This window comes from Actinomycetospora sp. NBRC 106378, assembly GCF_030269685.1.
GTDB lineage: Bacteria > Actinomycetota > Actinomycetes > Mycobacteriales > Pseudonocardiaceae > Actinomycetospora.
Genome location: NZ_BSTT01000008.1, coordinates 73,165 through 91,377 on the forward strand (window position 1 = coordinate 73,165; position 18,213 = coordinate 91,377).

The 18,213-nt window shown below is 74.0% G+C and carries 23 protein-coding genes; 12 read left to right on the plus strand and 11 right to left on the minus strand.

Features of this window, described 5'->3' with window-relative positions:
• The first annotated feature begins 2 nt into the window (after positions 1 to 2).
• Positions 3 to 455 carry an acyl-CoA thioesterase gene (locus QSK00_RS18420; protein ID WP_285592698.1) on the plus strand — a complete coding sequence of 151 codons (453 nt, stop codon included), beginning with the start codon at positions 3 to 5 and terminating at the stop codon, positions 453 to 455.
• On the opposite strand, the gene QSK00_RS18425 is transcribed toward QSK00_RS18420, so the two are convergent.
• A complete protein-coding gene (locus tag QSK00_RS18425) occupies positions 434 to 1,057 on the minus strand; it encodes a flavin reductase family protein (RefSeq protein WP_285592700.1) in 624 nt (207 codons plus the stop codon). The genes QSK00_RS18420 and QSK00_RS18425 overlap by 22 nt on opposite strands.
• 22 nt (positions 1,058 to 1,079) lie before the next feature.
• Positions 1,080 to 1,682 carry a hypothetical protein gene (locus tag QSK00_RS18430; protein ID WP_285592702.1) on the minus strand — a complete coding sequence of 201 codons (603 nt, stop codon included), beginning with the start codon at positions 1,680 to 1,682 and terminating at the stop codon, positions 1,080 to 1,082.
• Between the two features lie 526 nt (positions 1,683 to 2,208).
• On the opposite strand from QSK00_RS18430, the gene QSK00_RS18435 reads away from it, so the two are divergent.
• The gene (locus tag QSK00_RS18435; protein ID WP_285592704.1) at positions 2,209 to 3,267 is read left to right on the plus strand and encodes a sulfite oxidase; all 1,059 of its coding nucleotides are present in this window, start codon (positions 2,209 to 2,211) and stop codon (positions 3,265 to 3,267) included.
• On the opposite strand, the gene QSK00_RS18440 is transcribed toward QSK00_RS18435, so the two are convergent.
• Entirely contained in the window at positions 3,227 to 4,138 is a 912-nt protein-coding gene (locus QSK00_RS18440; protein WP_285592706.1) for a DMT family transporter, read from the minus strand. The two genes, QSK00_RS18435 and QSK00_RS18440, sit on opposite strands and share 41 nt — an antisense overlap.
• A 163-nt stretch (positions 4,139 to 4,301) precedes the next feature.
• Here QSK00_RS18440 and QSK00_RS18445 point away from each other — a divergent pair, with 163 nt between their 5' ends.
• The 3 genes from QSK00_RS18445 (at position 4,302) to QSK00_RS18455 (ending at position 6,980) form a co-directional block, all read left to right on the plus strand.
• Positions 4,302 to 5,009 (plus strand): GntR family transcriptional regulator, encoded by a 708-nt coding sequence (locus QSK00_RS18445; RefSeq protein WP_285592708.1) that lies wholly within the window; start codon positions 4,302 to 4,304, stop codon positions 5,007 to 5,009.
• 94 nt (positions 5,010 to 5,103) lie between these two features.
• Positions 5,104 to 6,450, plus strand: coding sequence for an MBL fold metallo-hydrolase (locus QSK00_RS18450; protein WP_285592710.1), 1,347 nt, complete (start codon positions 5,104 to 5,106; stop codon positions 6,448 to 6,450).
• A 77-nt stretch (positions 6,451 to 6,527) separates the two neighbouring features.
• On the plus strand, positions 6,528 to 6,980 hold the full coding sequence (locus QSK00_RS18455) for a YgaP-like transmembrane domain (RefSeq protein ID WP_285592712.1): 453 nt from the start codon (positions 6,528 to 6,530) through the stop codon (positions 6,978 to 6,980).
• 141 nt (positions 6,981 to 7,121) lie between these two features.
• On the opposite strand, the gene QSK00_RS18460 is transcribed toward QSK00_RS18455, so the two are convergent.
• Entirely contained in the window at positions 7,122 to 7,808 is a 687-nt protein-coding gene (locus tag QSK00_RS18460; RefSeq protein ID WP_285592714.1) for a uracil-DNA glycosylase, read from the minus strand.
• 103 nt (positions 7,809 to 7,911) lie between these two features.
• Here QSK00_RS18460 and QSK00_RS18465 point away from each other — a divergent pair, with 103 nt between their 5' ends.
• A complete protein-coding gene (locus QSK00_RS18465) occupies positions 7,912 to 8,838 on the plus strand; it encodes a LysR family transcriptional regulator (protein WP_285592715.1) in 927 nt (308 codons plus the stop codon).
• A 6-nt stretch (positions 8,839 to 8,844) separates the two neighbouring features.
• Here the strand turns inward: QSK00_RS18465 and QSK00_RS18470 are convergent, their stop codons facing one another.
• Positions 8,845 to 9,315 carry an SRPBCC family protein gene (locus tag QSK00_RS18470; protein ID WP_285592717.1) on the minus strand — a complete coding sequence of 157 codons (471 nt, stop codon included), beginning with the start codon at positions 9,313 to 9,315 and terminating at the stop codon, positions 8,845 to 8,847.
• A 317-nt stretch (positions 9,316 to 9,632) separates the two neighbouring features.
• Between QSK00_RS18470 and QSK00_RS18475 the strand changes: the two genes are divergently transcribed.
• From QSK00_RS18475 to QSK00_RS18495, 5 genes are read left to right on the plus strand one after another with little or no spacing between them, the layout of a single operon-like run.
• Complete coding sequence (locus tag QSK00_RS18475) at positions 9,633 to 10,025, plus strand: YidH family protein (protein ID WP_285592719.1); 393 nt, start codon at positions 9,633 to 9,635, stop codon at positions 10,023 to 10,025.
• A complete protein-coding gene (locus QSK00_RS18480; RefSeq protein WP_285592721.1) occupies positions 10,022 to 10,339 on the plus strand; it encodes a DUF202 domain-containing protein in 318 nt (105 codons plus the stop codon). The genes QSK00_RS18475 and QSK00_RS18480 overlap by 4 nt, the downstream gene beginning before the upstream one ends.
• Before the next feature lie 9 nt (positions 10,340 to 10,348).
• Entirely contained in the window at positions 10,349 to 11,710 is a 1,362-nt protein-coding gene (locus QSK00_RS18485; RefSeq protein ID WP_285592723.1) for a chloride channel protein, read from the plus strand.
• A gap of 23 nt (positions 11,711 to 11,733) precedes the next feature.
• On the plus strand, positions 11,734 to 12,003 hold the full coding sequence (locus QSK00_RS18490; protein WP_285592725.1) for a type II toxin-antitoxin system Phd/YefM family antitoxin: 270 nt from the start codon (positions 11,734 to 11,736) through the stop codon (positions 12,001 to 12,003).
• Positions 12,003 to 12,398: a type II toxin-antitoxin system VapC family toxin gene (locus tag QSK00_RS18495; protein ID WP_285592728.1), complete on the plus strand. Its 396-nt coding sequence runs from the start codon at positions 12,003 to 12,005 to the stop codon at positions 12,396 to 12,398. Before QSK00_RS18490 ends, QSK00_RS18495 begins: the two co-directional genes overlap by 1 nt.
• Positions 12,399 to 12,413: 15 nt before the next feature.
• On the opposite strand, the gene QSK00_RS18500 is transcribed toward QSK00_RS18495, so the two are convergent.
• The 3 genes from QSK00_RS18500 to QSK00_RS18510 form a co-directional block, all read right to left on the minus strand.
• The gene (locus QSK00_RS18500) at positions 12,414 to 13,043 is read right to left on the minus strand and encodes a DMT family protein (RefSeq protein ID WP_285592730.1); all 630 of its coding nucleotides are present in this window, start codon (positions 13,041 to 13,043) and stop codon (positions 12,414 to 12,416) included.
• Positions 13,044 to 13,134: 91 nt separating this feature from the next.
• On the minus strand, positions 13,135 to 13,302 hold the full coding sequence (locus tag QSK00_RS18505; protein ID WP_285592732.1) for a hypothetical protein: 168 nt from the start codon (positions 13,300 to 13,302) through the stop codon (positions 13,135 to 13,137).
• The gene (locus QSK00_RS18510; protein ID WP_285592735.1) at positions 13,299 to 14,639 is read right to left on the minus strand and encodes an NAD(P)/FAD-dependent oxidoreductase; all 1,341 of its coding nucleotides are present in this window, start codon (positions 14,637 to 14,639) and stop codon (positions 13,299 to 13,301) included. The genes QSK00_RS18505 and QSK00_RS18510 overlap by 4 nt, the downstream gene beginning before the upstream one ends.
• Before the next feature lie 142 nt (positions 14,640 to 14,781).
• On the opposite strand from QSK00_RS18510, the gene QSK00_RS18515 reads away from it, so the two are divergent.
• Complete coding sequence (locus QSK00_RS18515; RefSeq protein ID WP_285592737.1) at positions 14,782 to 15,276, plus strand: hypothetical protein; 495 nt, start codon at positions 14,782 to 14,784, stop codon at positions 15,274 to 15,276.
• Between the two features lie 11 nt (positions 15,277 to 15,287).
• On the opposite strand, the gene QSK00_RS18520 is transcribed toward QSK00_RS18515, so the two are convergent.
• The 3 genes from QSK00_RS18520 to QSK00_RS18530 form a co-directional block, all read right to left on the minus strand.
• Positions 15,288 to 15,848, minus strand: coding sequence for an HPP family protein (locus QSK00_RS18520; protein WP_285592739.1), 561 nt, complete (start codon positions 15,846 to 15,848; stop codon positions 15,288 to 15,290).
• Positions 15,849 to 16,073: 225 nt separating this feature from the next.
• A complete protein-coding gene (locus QSK00_RS18525; protein ID WP_285592741.1) occupies positions 16,074 to 17,054 on the minus strand; it encodes a malate dehydrogenase in 981 nt (326 codons plus the stop codon).
• A gap of 11 nt (positions 17,055 to 17,065) precedes the next feature.
• Positions 17,066 to 18,196, minus strand: a complete 1,131-nt coding sequence (locus tag QSK00_RS18530) for a TDT family transporter (RefSeq protein ID WP_285592743.1) — start codon at positions 18,194 to 18,196, stop codon at positions 17,066 to 17,068.
• Positions 18,197 to 18,213 lie beyond the last annotated feature (17 nt).

Consider the following 18,213-nt stretch of genomic DNA (forward strand, 5'->3'; position numbering starts at 1 on the left):
TCGTGAGCACTCCCGGACATCGCGAGACCGTCACCGTCCGCGGCTACGAGACCGACGCCAACCGGCACCTCAACCACGCCGAGTACCACCGCTACGGCGAGCACGGCCGCGAGGAGACCTTCCGCGCCGCCTCGGTCGGCATCGCGGAGCTCTCCGCGGACGGCATCGGCCCCGTCATCCTGGAGACGACCGCGCGCTTCCTCGCCGAGCTCGTCGTCGGCGACGTGGTCGAGATCGTCATGACGACGACGTTCGGCGCCGGGAAGAGCTTCCGGATGGACGCGGAGCTGATCCGCACGCGCGACGGCGCCACCGCCGCCACGATCACCGGCGTGATGGGCCTGCTCGACCACAACACGCGACGGTTGGTGGCCGACCCCTACGGGCGGCTGCGTGCGGTCGCAGGAGATCCCGCCGCGTTCGACGCGGTGCTTCAGCCGCCCGAGGGTTCGTAACCCTGCGGCCAGTCCGCGACGTCGATCCGCCGCTTCTCCAGGATCTCGCCGATCGTCGACCACTGGTTGCCCCCGAGGCGGGCCAGCGGCCTGAGCCGGTCGATCTGCGGGCGGCCGTCCACGAGCACGTCCTCGTCGACCGCGGCGTGCACCACGCGACCGAAGACCACCGTGGAGTTGCCCAGGCACACCGTCGAGTGCAGGACGCACTCCAGCGCCACGGGCGAGCGCGCCACGCGCGGCGGCCGGACGTGGGTGGAGGGCTCGCGCTCGAGGCCGACCTCGGCGAACTCGTCCTGGTCGTGGGAGAAGTTCGTGCCGGTGGCGTTGACCTCCTCGAACAGCCACTCCGGGGTGAGCGAGATCGTCATCTCCCGGGTCGCCTCGACGTTGGCCAGCGAGTCCTTGCGGCCGACGGAGGTGAACTGCACGACGGGCGGGTCCACGCAGGCGACGGTGAAGAACGAGTGGGGCGCGAGGTTGTCCACCCCGTCCGCGGACGTCGTCGCCACCCAGGCGATCGGGCGGGGCACGACCACCGAGTTCAGGAGCTGGTAGAACGCGCCCGGGCCGAGCTCGTGGGGGTCGAAGTCGGTGCGCACGGCGCGGGTCCTCCTGCGGTGATCAGTTGGCGGGCTGCTCCAGCGTCGTGGTCACCGCCGGTTCGCGCGACCGGGACGTGGTCGTGCGTGACGCGGACCGCGTCGTGGTGGTCGCCTCCGGCCCGGTGGTCGTCGTGGGGTCGTCCGCGGTGGTGTCCGGGGGCTCGGTGGTGGTGGCGTCGTCCGAGGGCCGGGTGCCGATCACCTCGCCCACGCTCGTCCCGGTGCCACCGGACAGCGGCGAGCCCTTCACGCGTTCGATGCCGGTGACGACCACCATCGCGACGAGGAACACGAGCAGCCCGGACGCGACGAGCGCGGCGATCTTCGCGCGGCTCCGCGAGCCACCGGCGGCCACGGGTCGCAGGTGCACGGTCGGCGAGTCGTCGGCGGGCGGCCCGTCGGGCAGCACCGCCGTCGGCGCCGGGGCCGGCCGACGGCGGGCGTCCAGCCGGCTGCGGACGTGGTCGCGGGTGCGCTCCAGGGAGCGCTGGTAGACGGCCTCACCGACGGTCGTCACCACGGAGGCGAACGCGGCGCCCACCACGGTGCCGGTCGCGCCCCCGATCAAGCCGCCGACGGCGGCCGTCGTGGTGGCGGCGAGCGCGTGCCCGGTGACACGCACGCCCGAGATGCGACCGGGCGGCGCGGGGTCCTCCGGGGTCTCCCGACGTCGGGTGGTCCCGCTCAGCAGGACCGTCGCGGACTCGTCGGGAGGCGGCGGTCCCGACGGGGGTCCCGACCGGGGCTCAGTCCCCCGAGCGTCGATGACGGCCCCCGGAGCCACGGAGCATGACGGGCCGCGACACGCGTTCCGGTCCGGCCGCACCGTCCTCCCCGCGGAAGGACCGCCGCTCCACGCGGTCGGCCCGTCCGAGCGAACGCCTGACTTCGTCGTAAATCGGCGTCTGGGTCATGGCGCCAGACCCTACGACGGTCACACAGGGCGAACCGGTCGGCCCCGCCCACACGGAAGCGGCGTTTATGACCCCGCTGACCAGGGCATACGGCCTCGTGTGGGGGTGCCGAGCCGCCTGTCCGGACCCGGAGAGTTGATCGGTCACCGACGAGTCCACGCCAACGGACGAACTTTGTGACCTATTCGACACTCTGTGTCACGAGAGGCGCCTGTGCACGGCAAACGGCCTGACATGACCGTCCACTCCGACCAACCCTTCAACGCCGAGCCACCGCGGGCCGCCCTCGTGGGGGCGACGCTGACACCGCTCGACGCCTTCTACTCACGCAACCACGGCCCGGTTCCCGAGGGCGACGCCGCGTCCTGGCGGCTCGTGGTCGACGGGCTCGTCGAGACGCCGTTGGCGCTCTCCCTCGACGACCTGCGCGCCCGGTTCCCGGAGGCCACGGAGACCGCGACGCTGCAGTGCGCGGGCAACCGCCGGGAGGGACTGGTCGCCGTGCGCGACATCCCGGGCGAGGCGCCGTGGGGCCCCACGGCCACCGCCACGGCGACCTGGACGGGCGTCCGGCTGGCCGACGTCCTGGCCGCCGCGGGCGTCGTCGACGGCGCGACCGACGTGGAGTTCCTCGGCGCCGACCTGAGCGACGAGCCGCAGCCACCGGACGTGTTCGGCGGCTCGGTCCCGCTGCGCAAGGCCGGGATGCCCGAGGTGCTCCTCGCCTGGGCCATGAACGACGAGCCCCTGCCGCCCATCCACGGGGCGCCGCTGCGGGTCGTGGTCCCCGGCTACATCGGGGCGCGCAGCGTGAAGTGGGTGCAGCGCGTCCGGGTGGCCGACGCGCCGTCCCCCAACTTCTTCCAGGCGTCGACCTACCGGCTCCTACCGGCTGACGCCGAGGTCACGAGGGCTCCCGGCGAGGGTGTCGCCCTCGGGCTCGTGGCCGTGAACAGCGACTTCCTCTCCCCGGACGACGGGTCGTCCCACCCGGCCGGTCCGCTGACCGTCACCGGCTACGCCTTCGCCGGCGGCGACCGCACGGTCGCCCGCGTCGACGTCTCCACCGACGGCGGCACCTCCTGGTCCCAGGCCGATCTCGAGGAACAGGTGAGTCCGTGGGCCTGGCGCCACTGGTCGAGCACGGTCGACCTGCCGCGCGGCGAGACCGAGCTGCTGGCCCGGGCCTGGGACTCCTCGGCGGCGCTGCAGCCGGAGCGGCCGGAACAGGTGTGGAACCCGAAGGGCTACGTCAACAACTCGTGGGCCCGGCTGCGGCTGCACGGGACGTGACGGCGCCGGGCCCCGACCGGATCAGCCACACCAGCCCCGCGACGGTGACGACCGCGCAGGCCGCGGCGAGCACGGCGCCGCCCGGGCCCCCGGTGAACCGCTCGCCGAGCACCGCGATCCCGATCGTCCCGGCCACCACCGGGTCGATCGTGGTCTGCGTGGCGAGGCCCGCGTCGAGCCCGCCGTCGCGGTAGGCGGTCTGGAGCAGGAGCAGTCCGAGCACCGGCAGGACGAGGACCGCCACGCCCGCCGTCACGAGCCCGGCGTCGAACGGGCCGCGGTGCAGCCCGTGGAGCACCGGCCGGACCAGGCCCGACGTCGTCCCGGCGCAGAGCCCGGCGCCGGCGGCCCGGCAGACCGCCCGGGAGGCCGTGCGCAGGCGGGCGCTCGTCGTGACGAGCAGCGCGAGGACCACCGCGGCCGCGACCACCACGGCGACGAGGCCCGTCGGCGGCGCCGCCCCGCCCTCGCCGTGGTGCGGGGCGAGGGCGAGCAGGCCGCCGAGGCCCGCAACGAGGACGGCCGCGGCCGCCCACTCGGCCCGCGTCACCACCCGCCGCTCGAAGCGGGCGTCGAGCGGGAGGGCGAGCACGAGCGCGAGCACCCCCAGCGGCTGGACGAGCGTCACCGAGCCCAGGCCGAGGGCGACCACGTGCACGCCCGCCCCGGCCGCCATCGACCCGACCCCGCCCCACCAGACGGGCTGGCGGACCAGGGCGCCGAAGAAGGCTCGCCCGTCGTGCGAGCGGTCCCCGGTCCGGCCGGCGGCGAGGCGCTGCAGGGCGGCCGCGAGCGCGTAGAGGAAGGCGGAGCAGAGTGCGAGCCCGATCGCGAGGACCGGGTGCGCCTCGACGGCCGATGGCGGTCTCACGAGCGGCCGGGCCCTCCCGTCTCCGTGTCGTCGTCCCTGTCCACCGACGACGGTACGTCGACCCCGCGGCGCGGGCGGACCACACTGGCCCTCCGAGCGGAAAGGGACGGCCGTGCCACCGGGAGCCATCGAGAGGGTCGGCGGTCCTCCCCTCTGGGCGCAGGTGCGCGCGGACCTCCGGCGTCGGGCCGAGGACGGTGAGTTCCCCGAGGTCTTCCCCGGGGAGCTGGAACTCACGGCGCAGTACGACGTCAGCCGGACCACGGTGCGGGAGGCGTTGCGCGCGCTGCGCGCCGAGGGCGTCGTCACCGCCGAACGCGGCCGACCCTCCCGGGTCGTGACCGACCGCTCCCTGACCCAGCCGGTCGGAGCCCTCTACAGCCTGTTCGCCTCGGTCCGGGCGGCCGGGCTGAGCCAGCGCAGTATCGTGCGCCGACTCGACCGACGGGCCGACGGTGTCGTCGCCGCCCGGCTCGGGCTGGAGGAGTCGACGCCCCTGGTCCATCTCGAACGTCTCCGCCTCGCCGGGGAGGAGCCGCTGGCCCTCGACCGGGTCTGGCTGCCCGCGGCCCTGGCCGCGCCACCGCTGGACGTCGACTTCTCGCACACCTCGGTGTACGACGAGCTCGCCGCCCGCACCGGGGTCCGTCCGATCGAGGGCGAGGAGCGCATCCGGGCGCTCATGCCGGGGCGGGTGGAGCGCGCCGTGCTCGAGGTGCCGCCCCATGCCGCCGTGTTCGCGATCGACCGACTCGGGCGCGACGGAGAGCGGCGCGTGGAGTGGCGGACGACGGTCGTGCGCGGTGACCGCTTCGTGCTCCGCGCCGGTTTCTCCGCGACGGGCTACCACGTCACCGTCGGGACCAGCTGACCACTTTTCAAATGTCACGACATTTACTCGGCACGCGTGCCGGCCCCTCCTAGGTTCGTGGACGTCCGACCGTCCGCCACCGCAGGAGACCGACATGCAGGTCGACGTCCTCGCCACCACGTCCCTCGGAGACCGCAGCTACGTCGTGCACGACGGGCGCGACGCCCTCGTCGTCGACCCGCAGCGCGACCTCGACCGGGTCCGCCGCGTCCTCGGCGAGCGCGGCCTGCGCGTGGGACTGGTCGCCGAGACCCACATCCACAACGACTACGTGACCGGCGGGCACGCCCTGGCCGCCGAGACCGGCGCGGACTACGTGGTGAACGCCGCCGACCCGGTCGCGTTCCCGCGCCGCGCCGTGTCCGACGGCGACGTCCTGACCGTCGGCTCCCTGTCGGTGCAGGTGGTCGCGACCCCCGGCCACACCGTGACCCACCTCGCCTACGTCGTGGACGACACCGCGGCGCACGACGAGCCGGCCGCCGTGTTTACCGGCGGCTCCCTGCTGTTCGGCAGCGTGGGGCGCACCGACCTGGTCGACGCGGCCCGCACCCACGAGCTCACCGCCGCCCAGTTCCGCTCGGCGCACCGCCTGGCCGACCTGCTCGCGGACGACACCCTCGTCTACCCGACCCACGGCTTCGGCAGCTTCTGCTCCTCGGGCGGCGCGAGCGGGGCCGAGTCGTCGACGATCGGGCAGGAGCGGGCCGGGAACGACGCCCTGCTCGCCTCCGACGAGGACGACTACGTCGAGACCCTCGTCGCGAACCTCACCGCCTACCCCCGCTACTACGCGCACATGGCGCCGGCCAACCTCGCGGGCCCGACGGAGTCCGACCTCCGCCCCGTCGACGAGGTCGACCCGGCGGAGCTGACGAAGCGCATCGCCGACGGCGAGTGGGTCGTCGACCTGCACGCCCGCACCGCGTTCGCCGCCGACCACCTCCGCGGGAGCATCGGCATCGAGCTGGGCGACCAGTTCGCGACCTATCTGGGCTGGCTGATCCCGTGGGGGACGCCCGTGACCCTCGTCGCCGACGACGCGGAGGCGGTCGCGGAGGCGCAGCGCCAGCTCACGCGGATCGGCATCGACCGGCCGGCCGGGGCCGCGACGGGTAGCTCCACGGATGCGGCGGACCGGAGCTCCTACCCGACCGCGACGTTCACCGACCTCGCGGCGCGCGCCGCGGACGAGCCGGTGCTCGACGTCCGTCGCGACGACGAGCGCGCCCTCGGCGGGATCCCAGGTGCGACCCACGTGCCGCTGTCCGACCTCCTCACGCGGCTCGACGAGCTCCCGACCGGACGTCTCTGGGTGCACTGCGCCTCCGGCTTCCGGGCGAGCGTGGCCGCGAGCCTGCTCGACCGGGCCGGCCACGACGTCGTCCTGGTCGACGACGCCTACGACCGGGCCGTCGAGCTCGGCCTGGCTGCGGGCTGAGGCGGCCGTGACGATCCTGCTCGCCGTGGCGATCGGCCTCGTGGTCGGTCTGCTCCTCGGCGCGGTCGGGGGCAGAGATGGGGTATTCACGGTGCCTGCTCCGGCATCGGCCTGTCGGGCTACACCGGCGTGACCTCGACGCTCGCGCCAGTGGGCTCGTCCTGCTCTGCGCCTCGGGCACCCGCGCCGCGCATGCCCGGAAGGAGCTCGCCGACGCCGGTCTCGCGCGGGTCGAGGTGCTCGGCGGCGTCACCGCCCGGGAGCAGGCCGGACACGACGTCCACGGCAGTGCGGGCGCCTGGTCCATGGAGCGGCAGGTCCGGCTCACGGCCGCATCCCTCGTCCTCGCCGGGGTGATCGGCAGGCTCCGCTACCGGCCGGCGGTCGCCCTGGCCGGGGCCATCGGCGCCGGCCTGACCTTCTCCGCCGTCACCGACACGTGCGGGATGGCCCGGGTCCTGACCCTCCTGCCCCACAACCGGCGCGGTGCGCCCGACCCGGACAAGGCCATCGCTCACCTCGCCGGATGACCGGGACGGGGAGCACGGCGTCGCAGAGGATCGCGTTGTCCTCCGGGTCCGTCGTCCTCAGCATCCGGCCGATCAAGGAACCGCGCTTCGTCTCCCGCGCCGGACACGGCTCGGTGGTGACCGGCGTCGGAGCGACGGCGGTCACGCGGACTCCTCGAGGTCGGTGTCGAGAGGGCCGAGCCCGGCCCGGTCGCGGGCCCGCAGGAGGACGTCGTCGAGCATCGCCGGGGTCAGCCGGCCGCTGTGGGTGTTCTGCGGGCTCGGGTGGTAGCAGCCGAGGAGCAGCAGCCCGCCGTCCGTGCGGTGCTCGGCCCCGTGGGCGAAGCGGGGCCGCGGACGGACTCCGGCCCAGTCGCAGGCCGCCTCCCAGGCGGTGCGGCCCAGGCACACCATGACCCGCAGCTCGCGCAGGGCGGCGACCTCGGCGCTCAGCCAGCCCAGGCAGGCGTCGCGCTCGGCGCGGGTGGGCCGGTGCTCGGGTGGAGGACAGCGCACCGCCGACGCCATCCACGCGCGATGCAGGCACAACCCGTCGTCGGGATGGCGGGACGTGGGCTGATTGGCGAGGCCGGCGCGGTACATCGCCGCAACGAGGGTGTCGGCCGAACGATTGCCCGTGAACGCACGCCCGTGGCGGTTGCCCCCGTGCGGGGCGGTCGCCAGGCCGAGGACGTGGATGCGGGCGTCCCGGTCACCGAACCCCGGCACCGGCCGTGCCCAGTACCCCTGTCCCGCCGCGGCCTCGCGGGCGGCGACGAGCCGCGGGCAGGCCGTGCACCGCGAGATGCGCGCTGCCAGGTCGTCGAGGCCGGGATCGAGATCAACCATCGTTGCGGAGTGTCCCCTCGGTCCTCGTCCCGCGGTACGTGGCAACGGGTCGGGCACTCCGTCAACGATTCTTGGAGTACGGGAGCCGCTATCGTCCGCCGCCATGCCGCTCTCACCCCGAGTGCCCGATCTCCGGGCCCTCGACCTGCTGCTGAGCGTGGCCAGGCTGGGCAGTCTCGGGCGGGCCGCTGCGGAGCACGGCATCACCCAGCCGGCCGCCGGCTCCCGGATCCGGCACCTGGAGAACCTCGTCGGCCAGCCCCTCATCGAACGGTCGGCCCTGGGCTCCCGGCTGACGACCGAGGGGGCACTCGTCGCCGACTGGGCCCGCGAGGTCGTCGGCGCCGCCAACTCGCTGGACGCGGGCCTCGACGCACTGCGGACGCGCACCGAGGGACGCATCCGCCTCGGCGCCAGCCTCACGGTCTCGGAGTACCTCGCCCCGCACTGGCTCCTCGCCCTGCGGGCCCGACGTCCCGACGCCGCGATCTCCCTGCGCGCGGTGAACTCCTCCGAGGTCGCCCGCCTCGTCCTGGAGGGCGAGGTCGACCTGGGATTCCTCGAGGGCCCGGAACTCCCGGACGGGCTCGAGGCGCGCACGATCGCCCGGGACGAGCTGGTCCTCGTCGTCGGGCCGGGCAGCACCTGGGCCCGACGCCGGAGAGCGATGACGATCGAGGAGCTGCTCGGGGTCGGCCTCGTCGCCCGCGAGCCGGGGTCGGGCACGCGACACGCGCTGGAAGCGGCGCTGGCCGACCAGGGACGCCTTGCGGAACCGGTCGTCGAGCTGTCGTCGATGACTGCGATCAAGGCCGCCGTGGAGGACGGGGTCGGACCCGCCGTCCTCAGCTCGCTCGCGGTCGCCGGGGAGATCGCGCTCGGTCGGCTCCGCCGCATCGAGGTCGACGGACTGCAGGTCCGGCGTGAGCTCCGAGCGGTCTGGCCGAGCGGTCGCCGCCACTCCCCGGTCCTGCGCGACGTCCTCGCGGTCGCGGTCGAGCGCAGTCCCGACGGGGACGACGAGGAGTGAGCCGGGTCAACCCCCGTGACCGGCGAAACGCGCGCCGAGACGCCGCAGGGTCTCCTCGATCCCCCCGGCGTTGCGGGCAGGCCGGCCGGAGAGCTCGAACATCGGCGCCGCGAGCGTCGTGGAGTAGTCGAACGTCTCGGTCACGACGGTGCCCTCCGGGTCGGGCTCCAGCTCCCAGCGCCACACGTGGCCGACCGGGTGGCGCCATGCGATGAGCCGGTCCTCCTCGTCCTCCACCACAGTGCTCGTGATGCGGTACGGGATACCGAGCTGGCGCATGTTCACCGCGAAGCGATCACCGAGCGCCACCCGGTGCGGGCCGGACACCGCGTCGCGCACGGTGCCCGATCCGTCGAGCTCGCCGTGTCGGTGCGGGTCGGCGAGCAGAGCGAAGATCTCCGACGGGGTCGTCTCCACGGTCATCCGACGGGTCACCCGTCGCGATCCGGTGTCCACGGTCTCGACATCGTGCGTCATGTCGGCGGACCGTAGACCCGGACACCGGACCCGGACCCGGACCCGGACCCGCCTCGTCGGGCCGGACCTCGTTCGCGACGGGGTCACCGTGGGCTCCTCGCGGGCGCCCGACCCAACACGTGGGCCGGGAGGGCCGGTCCTGCGCTATGCCGGCACCGCCGTGATGCCCTTCGCGTCGTTCCTGCCGGCCCTGCACGGTCGCGTGCAAGATGACACCGGTCTCGGGCTTGGGGACCACATGCACCGTGCTTGGTCCTGGAGTGATCGACAGCCCGCGATGGTGAACACTCATCGGGAGGCAAGCGGGAGGAGAGCGCATGGCGGATGCCGGAGCGGCACCCCCGGAGGAGGAGCACTCCGGCGGGCCGGACGACGAGCGCGAGCCCGACTACCGGTTCACGCTCGCCAACGAGCGCACCTTCCTCGCCTGGCTGCGGACGTCGTTGTCATTGCTCGCGGCCGGCGTCGCGATCGTCCAGCTCGTCCCGGCGTTCACCATCCCGGGGGCCCGCGCGGTGACCGGCGGTCTGCTGGCGGCGCTGGCCGTCGTCGCGGCGGCCTCCGGCGTGCTGCGCTGGCGCAGCGTCGAGACCGCCATCCGACGCGACCGTCCACTGCCCGCACAGCGCATTCCCTGGGTGCTCGCGGCCGGCCTCGTGGTGCTCGCGCTCTTCGGGCTGGTGCTGATCGTGCTCCGGGGCGCGACGTGACCTCTCCGTCCGACGCCGGGCTGCAGGCCGAGCGGACCGGGCTGGCGTGGAGCCGGACCTCCCTCGGGGTGGCGGGCAATGCGGCGCTGCTCGCGATCCGGGAACTGCAGCACGCCCAGCTGACCCTCGCGCTGATCCCCGCCTCCCTCGCCCTGGTCATCGCCGTCGCGACCGCGATTTACGGACGGCGTCGGACGCGGGCGCTGCGCCACTCCCCGCTCCCGGTCCCGCTCGCGCCGTCGCGGGCCGTGCCGCTGCTCGGGTGGTCCGTGGCGCTGCTGGCCGTCCTCAGCGGTGTCGCGCTGATCGTCTAGGAGGGCACCGTGCAGCAGCCGAACGCCCCGGAGGGCCACCGGGGTCTGATCACGTTGGGCCCCCGGTTCTGGGTCGTGGTGCTGCTGACCGGGGTCGGGGCGGGCTTCGCGGGTGGCGCGCTGACGCTGCTGCTCTACCTCGTCCAGCACACCGCCTTCGGCTATACCGAGGAGAGCTTCCTCCAGGGCGTCGAGCAGGCGCCGTGGTGGCGGCGCCTCGGGGTCCTCGCCCTGGCCGGCCTCGTCGCGGGCCTCGGGTGGTGGCTGCTGCGCGGGCCGGTGAGCCGACGACTGGGACGTTCCTCCGGGGTCTCGGAATCGGTGTGGTCCGAGCGGGGCCGGATGGGGTTCATCCGGACGGCGCTCGACGCGGTCCTGCAGATCGTCATCGTCGGGATGGGGGCGTCGCTCGGCCGCGAGGGCGCGCCGCGGGAGGTCGCCGCCGCGCTGGGGTCCGGGCTCTCCGAGCTCGCCGGGCTGTCCTCGGCGCAGCAACGGACGATCATCGCCTGCGGCGCCGGTGCCGGTCTGGCGGCGGTCTACAACGTGCCCTTCGGCGGCGCGCTGTTCACGCTCGAGGTGCTGCTCGGGTCGCTCGCGCTCCCGATGGTGCTGCCGGCGATCGTCACGTCCGTCCTGGCCGCGGTGTGCGCCTGGATCGTCATCGGCGACCGGCCGGTCTACCTGTTCGCGTCGCTGCCGACGAGTGGCTCGGTGATCGTCTTCGCGGTCCTGGTCGCCCCGGTCGCGGCCGTCGCCGCGGTCGGATTCGTGCATCTCGTCGGGTGGGCCCGACGTGGTCGGCCGACCGCCTGGCGCCTGCCGCTCGCCACGACCGCCGTGTTCACCGCGATCGGAGCGCTGGCGATCCCGTTCCCGGAACTCCTCGGTAACGGGAAGGGCCCGGTGCAGTTGGTACTCGACGGCGGGGGATCGCTGGGGCTCCTCGTCGTGCTCGCCCTGCTCAAGCCGCTCATCACGGCCGCCTCACTGCGCAGCGGGGCGACCGGAGGCCTCTTCACGCCGACCCTCGCGACCGGTGCCCTGCTGGGAGCAGTCCTGGGCCACCTCTGGGTGCTGGTGTGGGCGGGCAGCCCGCTGGGCGCCTACGCGCTGGTCGGCGGCGCGGCCTTCCTCGCCGCCTCGCTGCAGGCGCCGCTCTCGACGGTCGTGCTGCTCCTCGAGCTGACCCATGTCGGCCAGGGGATGCTCGTCCCGCTCGCGCTGGCCGCCACGCTGGGCACCCTGGTGGCCCGGCTCCTCGAGCGGCGCTCGACGTACACGGCCGGACTCGAGGACGACCTGCCCGGCGCCCCCGATCCACTCGCCCCCGACCCGGAGCGCGGGCAGGTGGACGCACGCCGGAAGTAGTACCAATGTAGTACTGTGCTGGCGTGAACGAGGTCCCCGTCCGCGCGCTCAATCAGGACACCTCCGGTGTGTTGGCCCGGGTGAAGGCCGGAGAACACCTCGCGGTCACCGAGCGAGGGCGGGTGATCGCACACCTCTCGCCCGTCGCTCCGCCGGAGCTCGCCGAGCTCATCGCGGCCGGGCGGGTCCACCCGCCGACGCTCGCGGGCCCGGTGCCCCGTCCGTCGGGTCCGGTCTCGTCGGACGACGCCGGTGCACTCGTCGAGGCCGCGCGCGAGGACGAGCGCTTCTGATGCTCTACCTGGACACCGCGGCCCTCGTGAAGCTGGTGCACCGGGAACAGGAGTCCGACGCCCTGAGCGACTGGCTCGCCGAGCGGATGTCCGTCCCTTGGCTGACGTCGGTCATCGCGGAGGTCGAACTCGCCCGCGCACTGCGGCGGAGCGCCCCGGCCGCTCTCAGCGCCGTCCCGGCCCTGCTGGCACGTCTCCACCGCTGTGAGCTCGACGAGGTCGTCCGCGCCACGGCCGCCGCTCTCCCCGGCGACCCGCTCCGGAGCCTGGATGCGATCCATCTCGCCACTGCCGCTGTGATCGCAGGTCCGGCTCTCCAGGCGTTCGTGACCTACGACCGTCGACTCGCCGAGCACGCGCGGGCGCACGGTCTCGTCGTCACCGCTCCGGCGTGATCCTTCTTCCCGTGGTCACGGACCGACCGGTGACGGCTCGTCCCGCGCATCACGGTGGTGGTTCTCGAGGACGGGCGACCGGGCCAGCAGGACCACGCCCACGGCCAGGAGCACTCCGCCGATCGCGCTCCCGACGGCGGCGCCGCCGCGGGCCTGCTCCCCGAACACGACGAGCCCCCAGGTGACGGCGACGATCGGGTTCGCGAGCGTCAAACCGGGTTCGACCGCGACCAGCTTGCCCGCCACCAGGGCGTTCTGAAGCAGGTAGAAGGAGATGCTCCCGGCGGCGACGGCGGCGTAGGTCCGCCAGGTGGTGAGGGCGCCGGCGAGGCCGTCGGCGCTCAGGGCCCTGCCGGCCACGGAGAACAGCACACCGGTGAGCCCGTAGCCGGCCCCGGCGGCCGCGCTGAGGAGGCCACCACGCAGGTCGTTCTCCGCCCGCCACCCCGCCGTCACCAGCAGCGCCATCAGCACGACGACGACGCCGAGCCCGAGCGCCCACTGCGGACCGGACACCTGCAGCGGCGCCCCGCCGGTCGGCTGCAGGAAGACCACGAACAGCACGAGACCGACCGCGAGCGCAGCCACCGCCACCCAGTCGCGCCGCGCGAGGCGCCGGCCGAAGAAGAACGCCGAGCCCAGCACGGCGCGGGGAGCTCCGCGACCAGCACCGGCTGCACGGTGGCGAGCTCCCCGAGCGAGAGCGCAGTGATGTGGATGCCCAGCCCCGCCAGGCTCACGACGACCCGGCGAGCCACGCCTTCTGCCGCAGCAGCCGTCCTACGAGGGACAACGAGCCCCGCAGGTCACTGGTCTCGCTGCGCGCCGAGCGACGTTGCAGCAGGTCGCCCGCGGCGTTGCAGGTGGCCGCGACGGCGGCGAGCAGGATCGCGACGCCGTTCACGGGGCCGCGGCGGCGGCCCGTGCCTGGTCGAGGGTGAGGTAGTCGTCGGTCTGCTCGAACTCGGCGAGGCGGCCGCTCGCGTTCGTCAGAAAGCCCATGCGCACCGCGTGGCTCGCGCCGAGACCGTGCAGCGCCCAGTTCGTGGCGACCCGCGCGACGGCACCCGGCGATCGCAGCGCCCAGAGGTGGTAGCCGCGCGTCACCGCCTGGGCGGGCAGTCCGGCGAGGGCGACTCCGAGCGGCTTCGCGACGGCCTCGCGGCCGCCGAGATCGACGACGAGACCGAGGTCGTGGTGGCGGTAGTCCTGCCCTCGAGCGCCGCGGAGCGAGGCGGCGACGTTGGCCGCAGCGACCGGAGCCTGCCGCGTCGCGTGCTGCGCGGTCGGGGGACAGACGGCGTCGCCCCCGCTCACCAGGTCGGGCACGGTGGCGGCGTCGCCGAGCGCGAAGACCTCGGGTCGGCCCGGCACCGCGAGGTCCGCGCCCACCACCAGTCGCCCCTTCGTCGTGTCGGCCCCCAGTCGCTCCATCAACGGGCTGGGCGCGACGCCGGCGGTCCAGATGAGCGTGTTCGTCGCCAGGGTCCGGCCGTCGGAGAGGGTCACCGAGTCGTCGTCGGCCGCGGTGAGGCTCGTCGAGAGGTCGACCTGCACCCCGCGGCTCTCCAGGACGTCCTTCGTGTCCTCGCCGAGTCGGCGGCCGAGGCCCGGCATCAGCTCGTCGGCGTGTTGCACCACGTGCCAGCGGACGTCGTCGGCGGTGAGGTCGCGCGATCGGCGGGCGGCGGCCGTCGTCATGAGCTGGAGGTTCGCGGCGGTCTCGACCCCCGCGTAGCCACCGCCCACGACGACGAACCGGCAGCGCCGCGCCCGCTCGTCCGGATCCGAGGAGGCGTTCGCGAGCTCGAGCTGGGAGAGCACGTGGTCACGCAGGAAGTCGGCCTCCGCGAGGGTCTTGCACCCCCGGCCGAACTCGCGCAGGCCCGGGATGTCCATGACCTTCGTGACGCTGCCGGGCGCGAGCACGAGTCGGTCGTAGGCCAGCACGTCGCGCTCGCCGGTGATCGCCTCCACGATCAGACGACGGGCGTCGAGATCGGCGCCGACGGCCCGACCGGGGACGAGGGTCGTGCGCCGCAGCGAGCGCGACAGCCCGATGACAGCGGCTCGCGGCGGGATCACCCCGGCCGCCACCTGGGGGAGCAGGGGCAGGTAGAGGGAGTGGTCGTCGGGGCAGACGAGCCGGACGTCCGCGTCGGGCACGAGCCGTTCCAGGCGACGGGCGACGGCCGCACCGGCGAAGCCGCCTCCGACGATCACGATCCGGTGCCGGGACATGGTCGTCACGTTCCCCGCGACGGCCCCGGTCGACACCTGCTCACAAGGAGCGCTTGGGACCCCACGAGGCGGAGGCGGGTCCCGGTGGACACAGGCCGGCCCTAGCGTCGTCGACGTCCACGACAGGAAGAGGCGAACGACCATGACGAACGACGGACGTCGCAAGGCGACCACGGTCCACGGTGGTTGGGACGACGACGAGCTCTTCGACCGGGCTCCGGCGTGGGCCGTCCCCGGAGAGGTCGTCGGGGAGCGCATCGGCCGGGTCGTGTTCGCGGTCCAGTCGGCGGTCCTGCTGGCCGTCGGGATCGCCGGCCTCGTCGTCGCGGGTGGGACCTTCCTGGGCCTACGACTCAATGTCCCGCACGCGGTCCTGCTGCTCGTCACCGCCGGCGTGGTCGGCGGGGCGGTGTTCGCCTCGCAGAAGGTGATCCGCACGGTCCTCGCGGTGCAGACCGTCGTCTACCTCTTCGTCGGCGCGTTCGGGCTCGCGTTCGCGCCGACGTTCCTGGACCTGAACGGGCTGGACAGCCTCCTGCACGGGGTGCTGTTCATCCTCGGCTTCATCGGTGCGTACGTGTTCGCCGCCGGCATTCTCGAGCCCGGCGAGCTCGGCTCGGACCCGTCCGCCTCCTGACGCGGCCTGCCTCATCCCATCGGCGTCTCCGATCCCGCGAGATCGGCGGTGTCGTCCCGCTCCCCGGGGAGGCGGGCGAGCAGGGGTGCGGCGGCGAGGACGATCACGAGGCCGACCACGAGGCCGAGCAGCGGAGACCCCGGGGCCGCGATGCCGCTGGCGATCAGCAGCGCCGTGGCCCCGGAGGGCGGGTGGTGTGCCCGCGCCAGCGTGAGCACCAGCAGCGTCACGCCGAGCGCGACCGCCTGGGCGACGACCTGGGCCGGGCGTTCGACGTGCGTCTCGGCGACCGACGGGGCGTTCCAGAGCCCGAAGGCCGCGAGGGTGGTGAGACCCACGGCGATCGCCGTCGCGTGCCCGATCACCCCGTTGCGCAGCCGGCTCATCGCGCTCCGCGGGTGCGCGATCACCACGTACGCCGTGGGGCCCAGCGTCGTCGTGAGCCACGTGCCCCCCAGCGGGGTATCCCGGGCGAACCAACCGGCGAGCCCGACCGCGGCGACGAGCACGCCGGCGAGGGCCGCGAAGCGCAGCCCGAGCAGCAGGCGCCGGGACACGTCGAGGCGGATCACGTCCGCGCCCCCGGCGCCTCGAGCGGGGGCAGCGTGGCCGCGCACTCGAGCAGGAGGGCGTGCACGAACGCCTGCGGCAGGTTGCCGCGCGGCTGTCGCTCGGTCACGTCGAAATCCTCGGTGAGCGACGAGCGCGCCCCGCTCGCCGTCGGCGAGCAAGGCGTACTCGCGCAGGACGTGGGGGCGGGAGCCGCCGCGTCGTCCACCGAGGGACGGCCACCCACCCTAGATCAGCCCGAGGCCGGCGACGGTGTCCCGCTCCGCGGTCAGCTCGGCGACCGTCGCGTCGATCCGCTCCCGGGAGAAGGCGTCGACCTCGAGTCCCTCCACGACCTCGTAGCGCCCGCCGACGGCGCGCAGCGGGACCGAGCAGACCAGCCCTTCCGACACGCCGTAGGAGCCGTCGGAGACCACCCCGGCCGAGGTGTAGTCGTCCTCCGGGGTGCCGTGGATCCAGTCGCGGACCTGGTCGATGGCGGCGTGCGCCGCGGACGCCGCGGACGAGGCGCCTCGCGCGTCGATGATCGCGGCGCCGCGCTTCGCGACCGTCGGGACGAAGTCGTCGCGCACCCAGGCGTCGTCGACCAGCTCGGTCGCCGGACGGCCGGAGACCTCCGCGTGGGTGAGGTCGGGGTACTGGGTCGAGGAGTGGTTGCCCCACACGACCATGCGCCGCACGTCGTCGTTCTCCGCGCCGACCCGCTTCGCGAGCTGCGCGATCGCGCGGTTGTGGTCCAGGCGCATCATCGAGGTGAAGCGCTCCGCGGGGACGTCGGGCGCGTGCGCGCGGGTGATCAGCGCGTTCGTGTTCGCGGGGTTCCCGACGACGAGCACGCGGACGTCGTCCGCGGCGTGGGCGTTGATCGCCGCGCCCTGCGGGCCGAAGATCCCGCCGTTGGCCTCGAGCAGATCGGAGCGCTCCATCCCCTTCCCGCGCGGACGCGCACCGACCAGCAGGCCGACGTTCGTGCCGTCGAACGCGACCTTCGGGTCGTCGGTGACCTCCACCCCCCGCAGCAGGGAGAAGGCACAGTCGTCGAGTTCCATGGCGACCCCCTCGGCGGCCGAGGTCGCCGAGGGGATCTCCAGGAGACGCAGCCGGACGGGCACGTCCGGGCCGAGGAGCTGGCCGGAGGCGACGCGGAAGATCAGCGAGTAGGCGATCTGGCCGGCGGCGCCGGTGATGGTGACGGTGACGGGTGACACGGGATTCTCCTTCAGGCGGGGGCGAGGATGTCGCCACGGACGACGCTGCGGTGCGCGGTACGCACCGCGACGACGAGCCAGGCGGCGACGAGGAGGGCGTAGAGGCCCATCGCCCACCAGGCGAGGGCAGGGACGTGGGTCCGGGCCGCCAGCGCGCTGGTCCCGGTGACGCAGGTGCCGACGGGGAACGTGAAGCTCCACCAGGAGGTCAGCGCGAACGGCATCTTCCGGCGGACGGTCCGGATCGTGACGGCCGCGGCGAGGGCGATCCAGATCATCGCGAAGCCCCAGGTGGCGAACCCGTAGAAGAGGCCGAACACCTCGGCGCCGCTCGCGTACGGCTCACCCAGCGTCCCGCGGGCCTGGTTCGCGAGCAGGTTCGTCGCCGTCACCGACTGGCCGAGCGGGCCCAGCACGATCCACATCGTCGGCACCGCCGACGCGGCTCCCTCGCCGTGCACGACGAGCCGGTTCCAGATCTGGGGCAGGATCGCGAGCGTCGCGAACAGGCTGACCCCGAACATCGCATAACAGGCGAGCAGCATCGTCTCCCGTCCGGCTCCGGGCGGCAGGTGGCCGATCAGCAGGGAGCCGTTCGCCGCGGAAACCATCGGCGGGACCACCGGCATCAGCCAGCCGCCGAAGGCGTGGTGCTGCCCGATCTCGTGTCTGGTGATCATCATGTACGGGATCCACGCGGTGGTGAACAGGCCGAGGGCCGTGCCGAGGCTCCAGAGGACCCAACTCGCGGCGAGGGCGGTCGTGGCGCCGATGAGCGATGGCCCGAACTGGGCGAAGCCGAGCCCGATCGTCATCAGCCCCATGGCGGGGGCGCCCCAGAACTGGGCCATCGTCGGGTTCGTCGCATGACCCTTGGCCCGCTCCGTGTGCCGTACCCAGTGCACGGCCCAGGCGGCGGTGAGGACGACGAGCCACACCGTCGCCAGGCCCCAGATCGCGGTCCCCCAGCCCCGCAGACCGGGGAACTGGATCGGCAGGGTCGCGGCGGCGCCACCGACGATGCCGGTGCCCATCACCGACGCGTACCAGTTCGGCCCGATGTTGGCGAAGAGGTCGCGCGGCTGTTCCAGGTCACGGAGGAGCAGGCGCCGGTGATCGGGCGCGGCCTGCGTGTCGGTCATGCCCGGTTCCTTCCCCG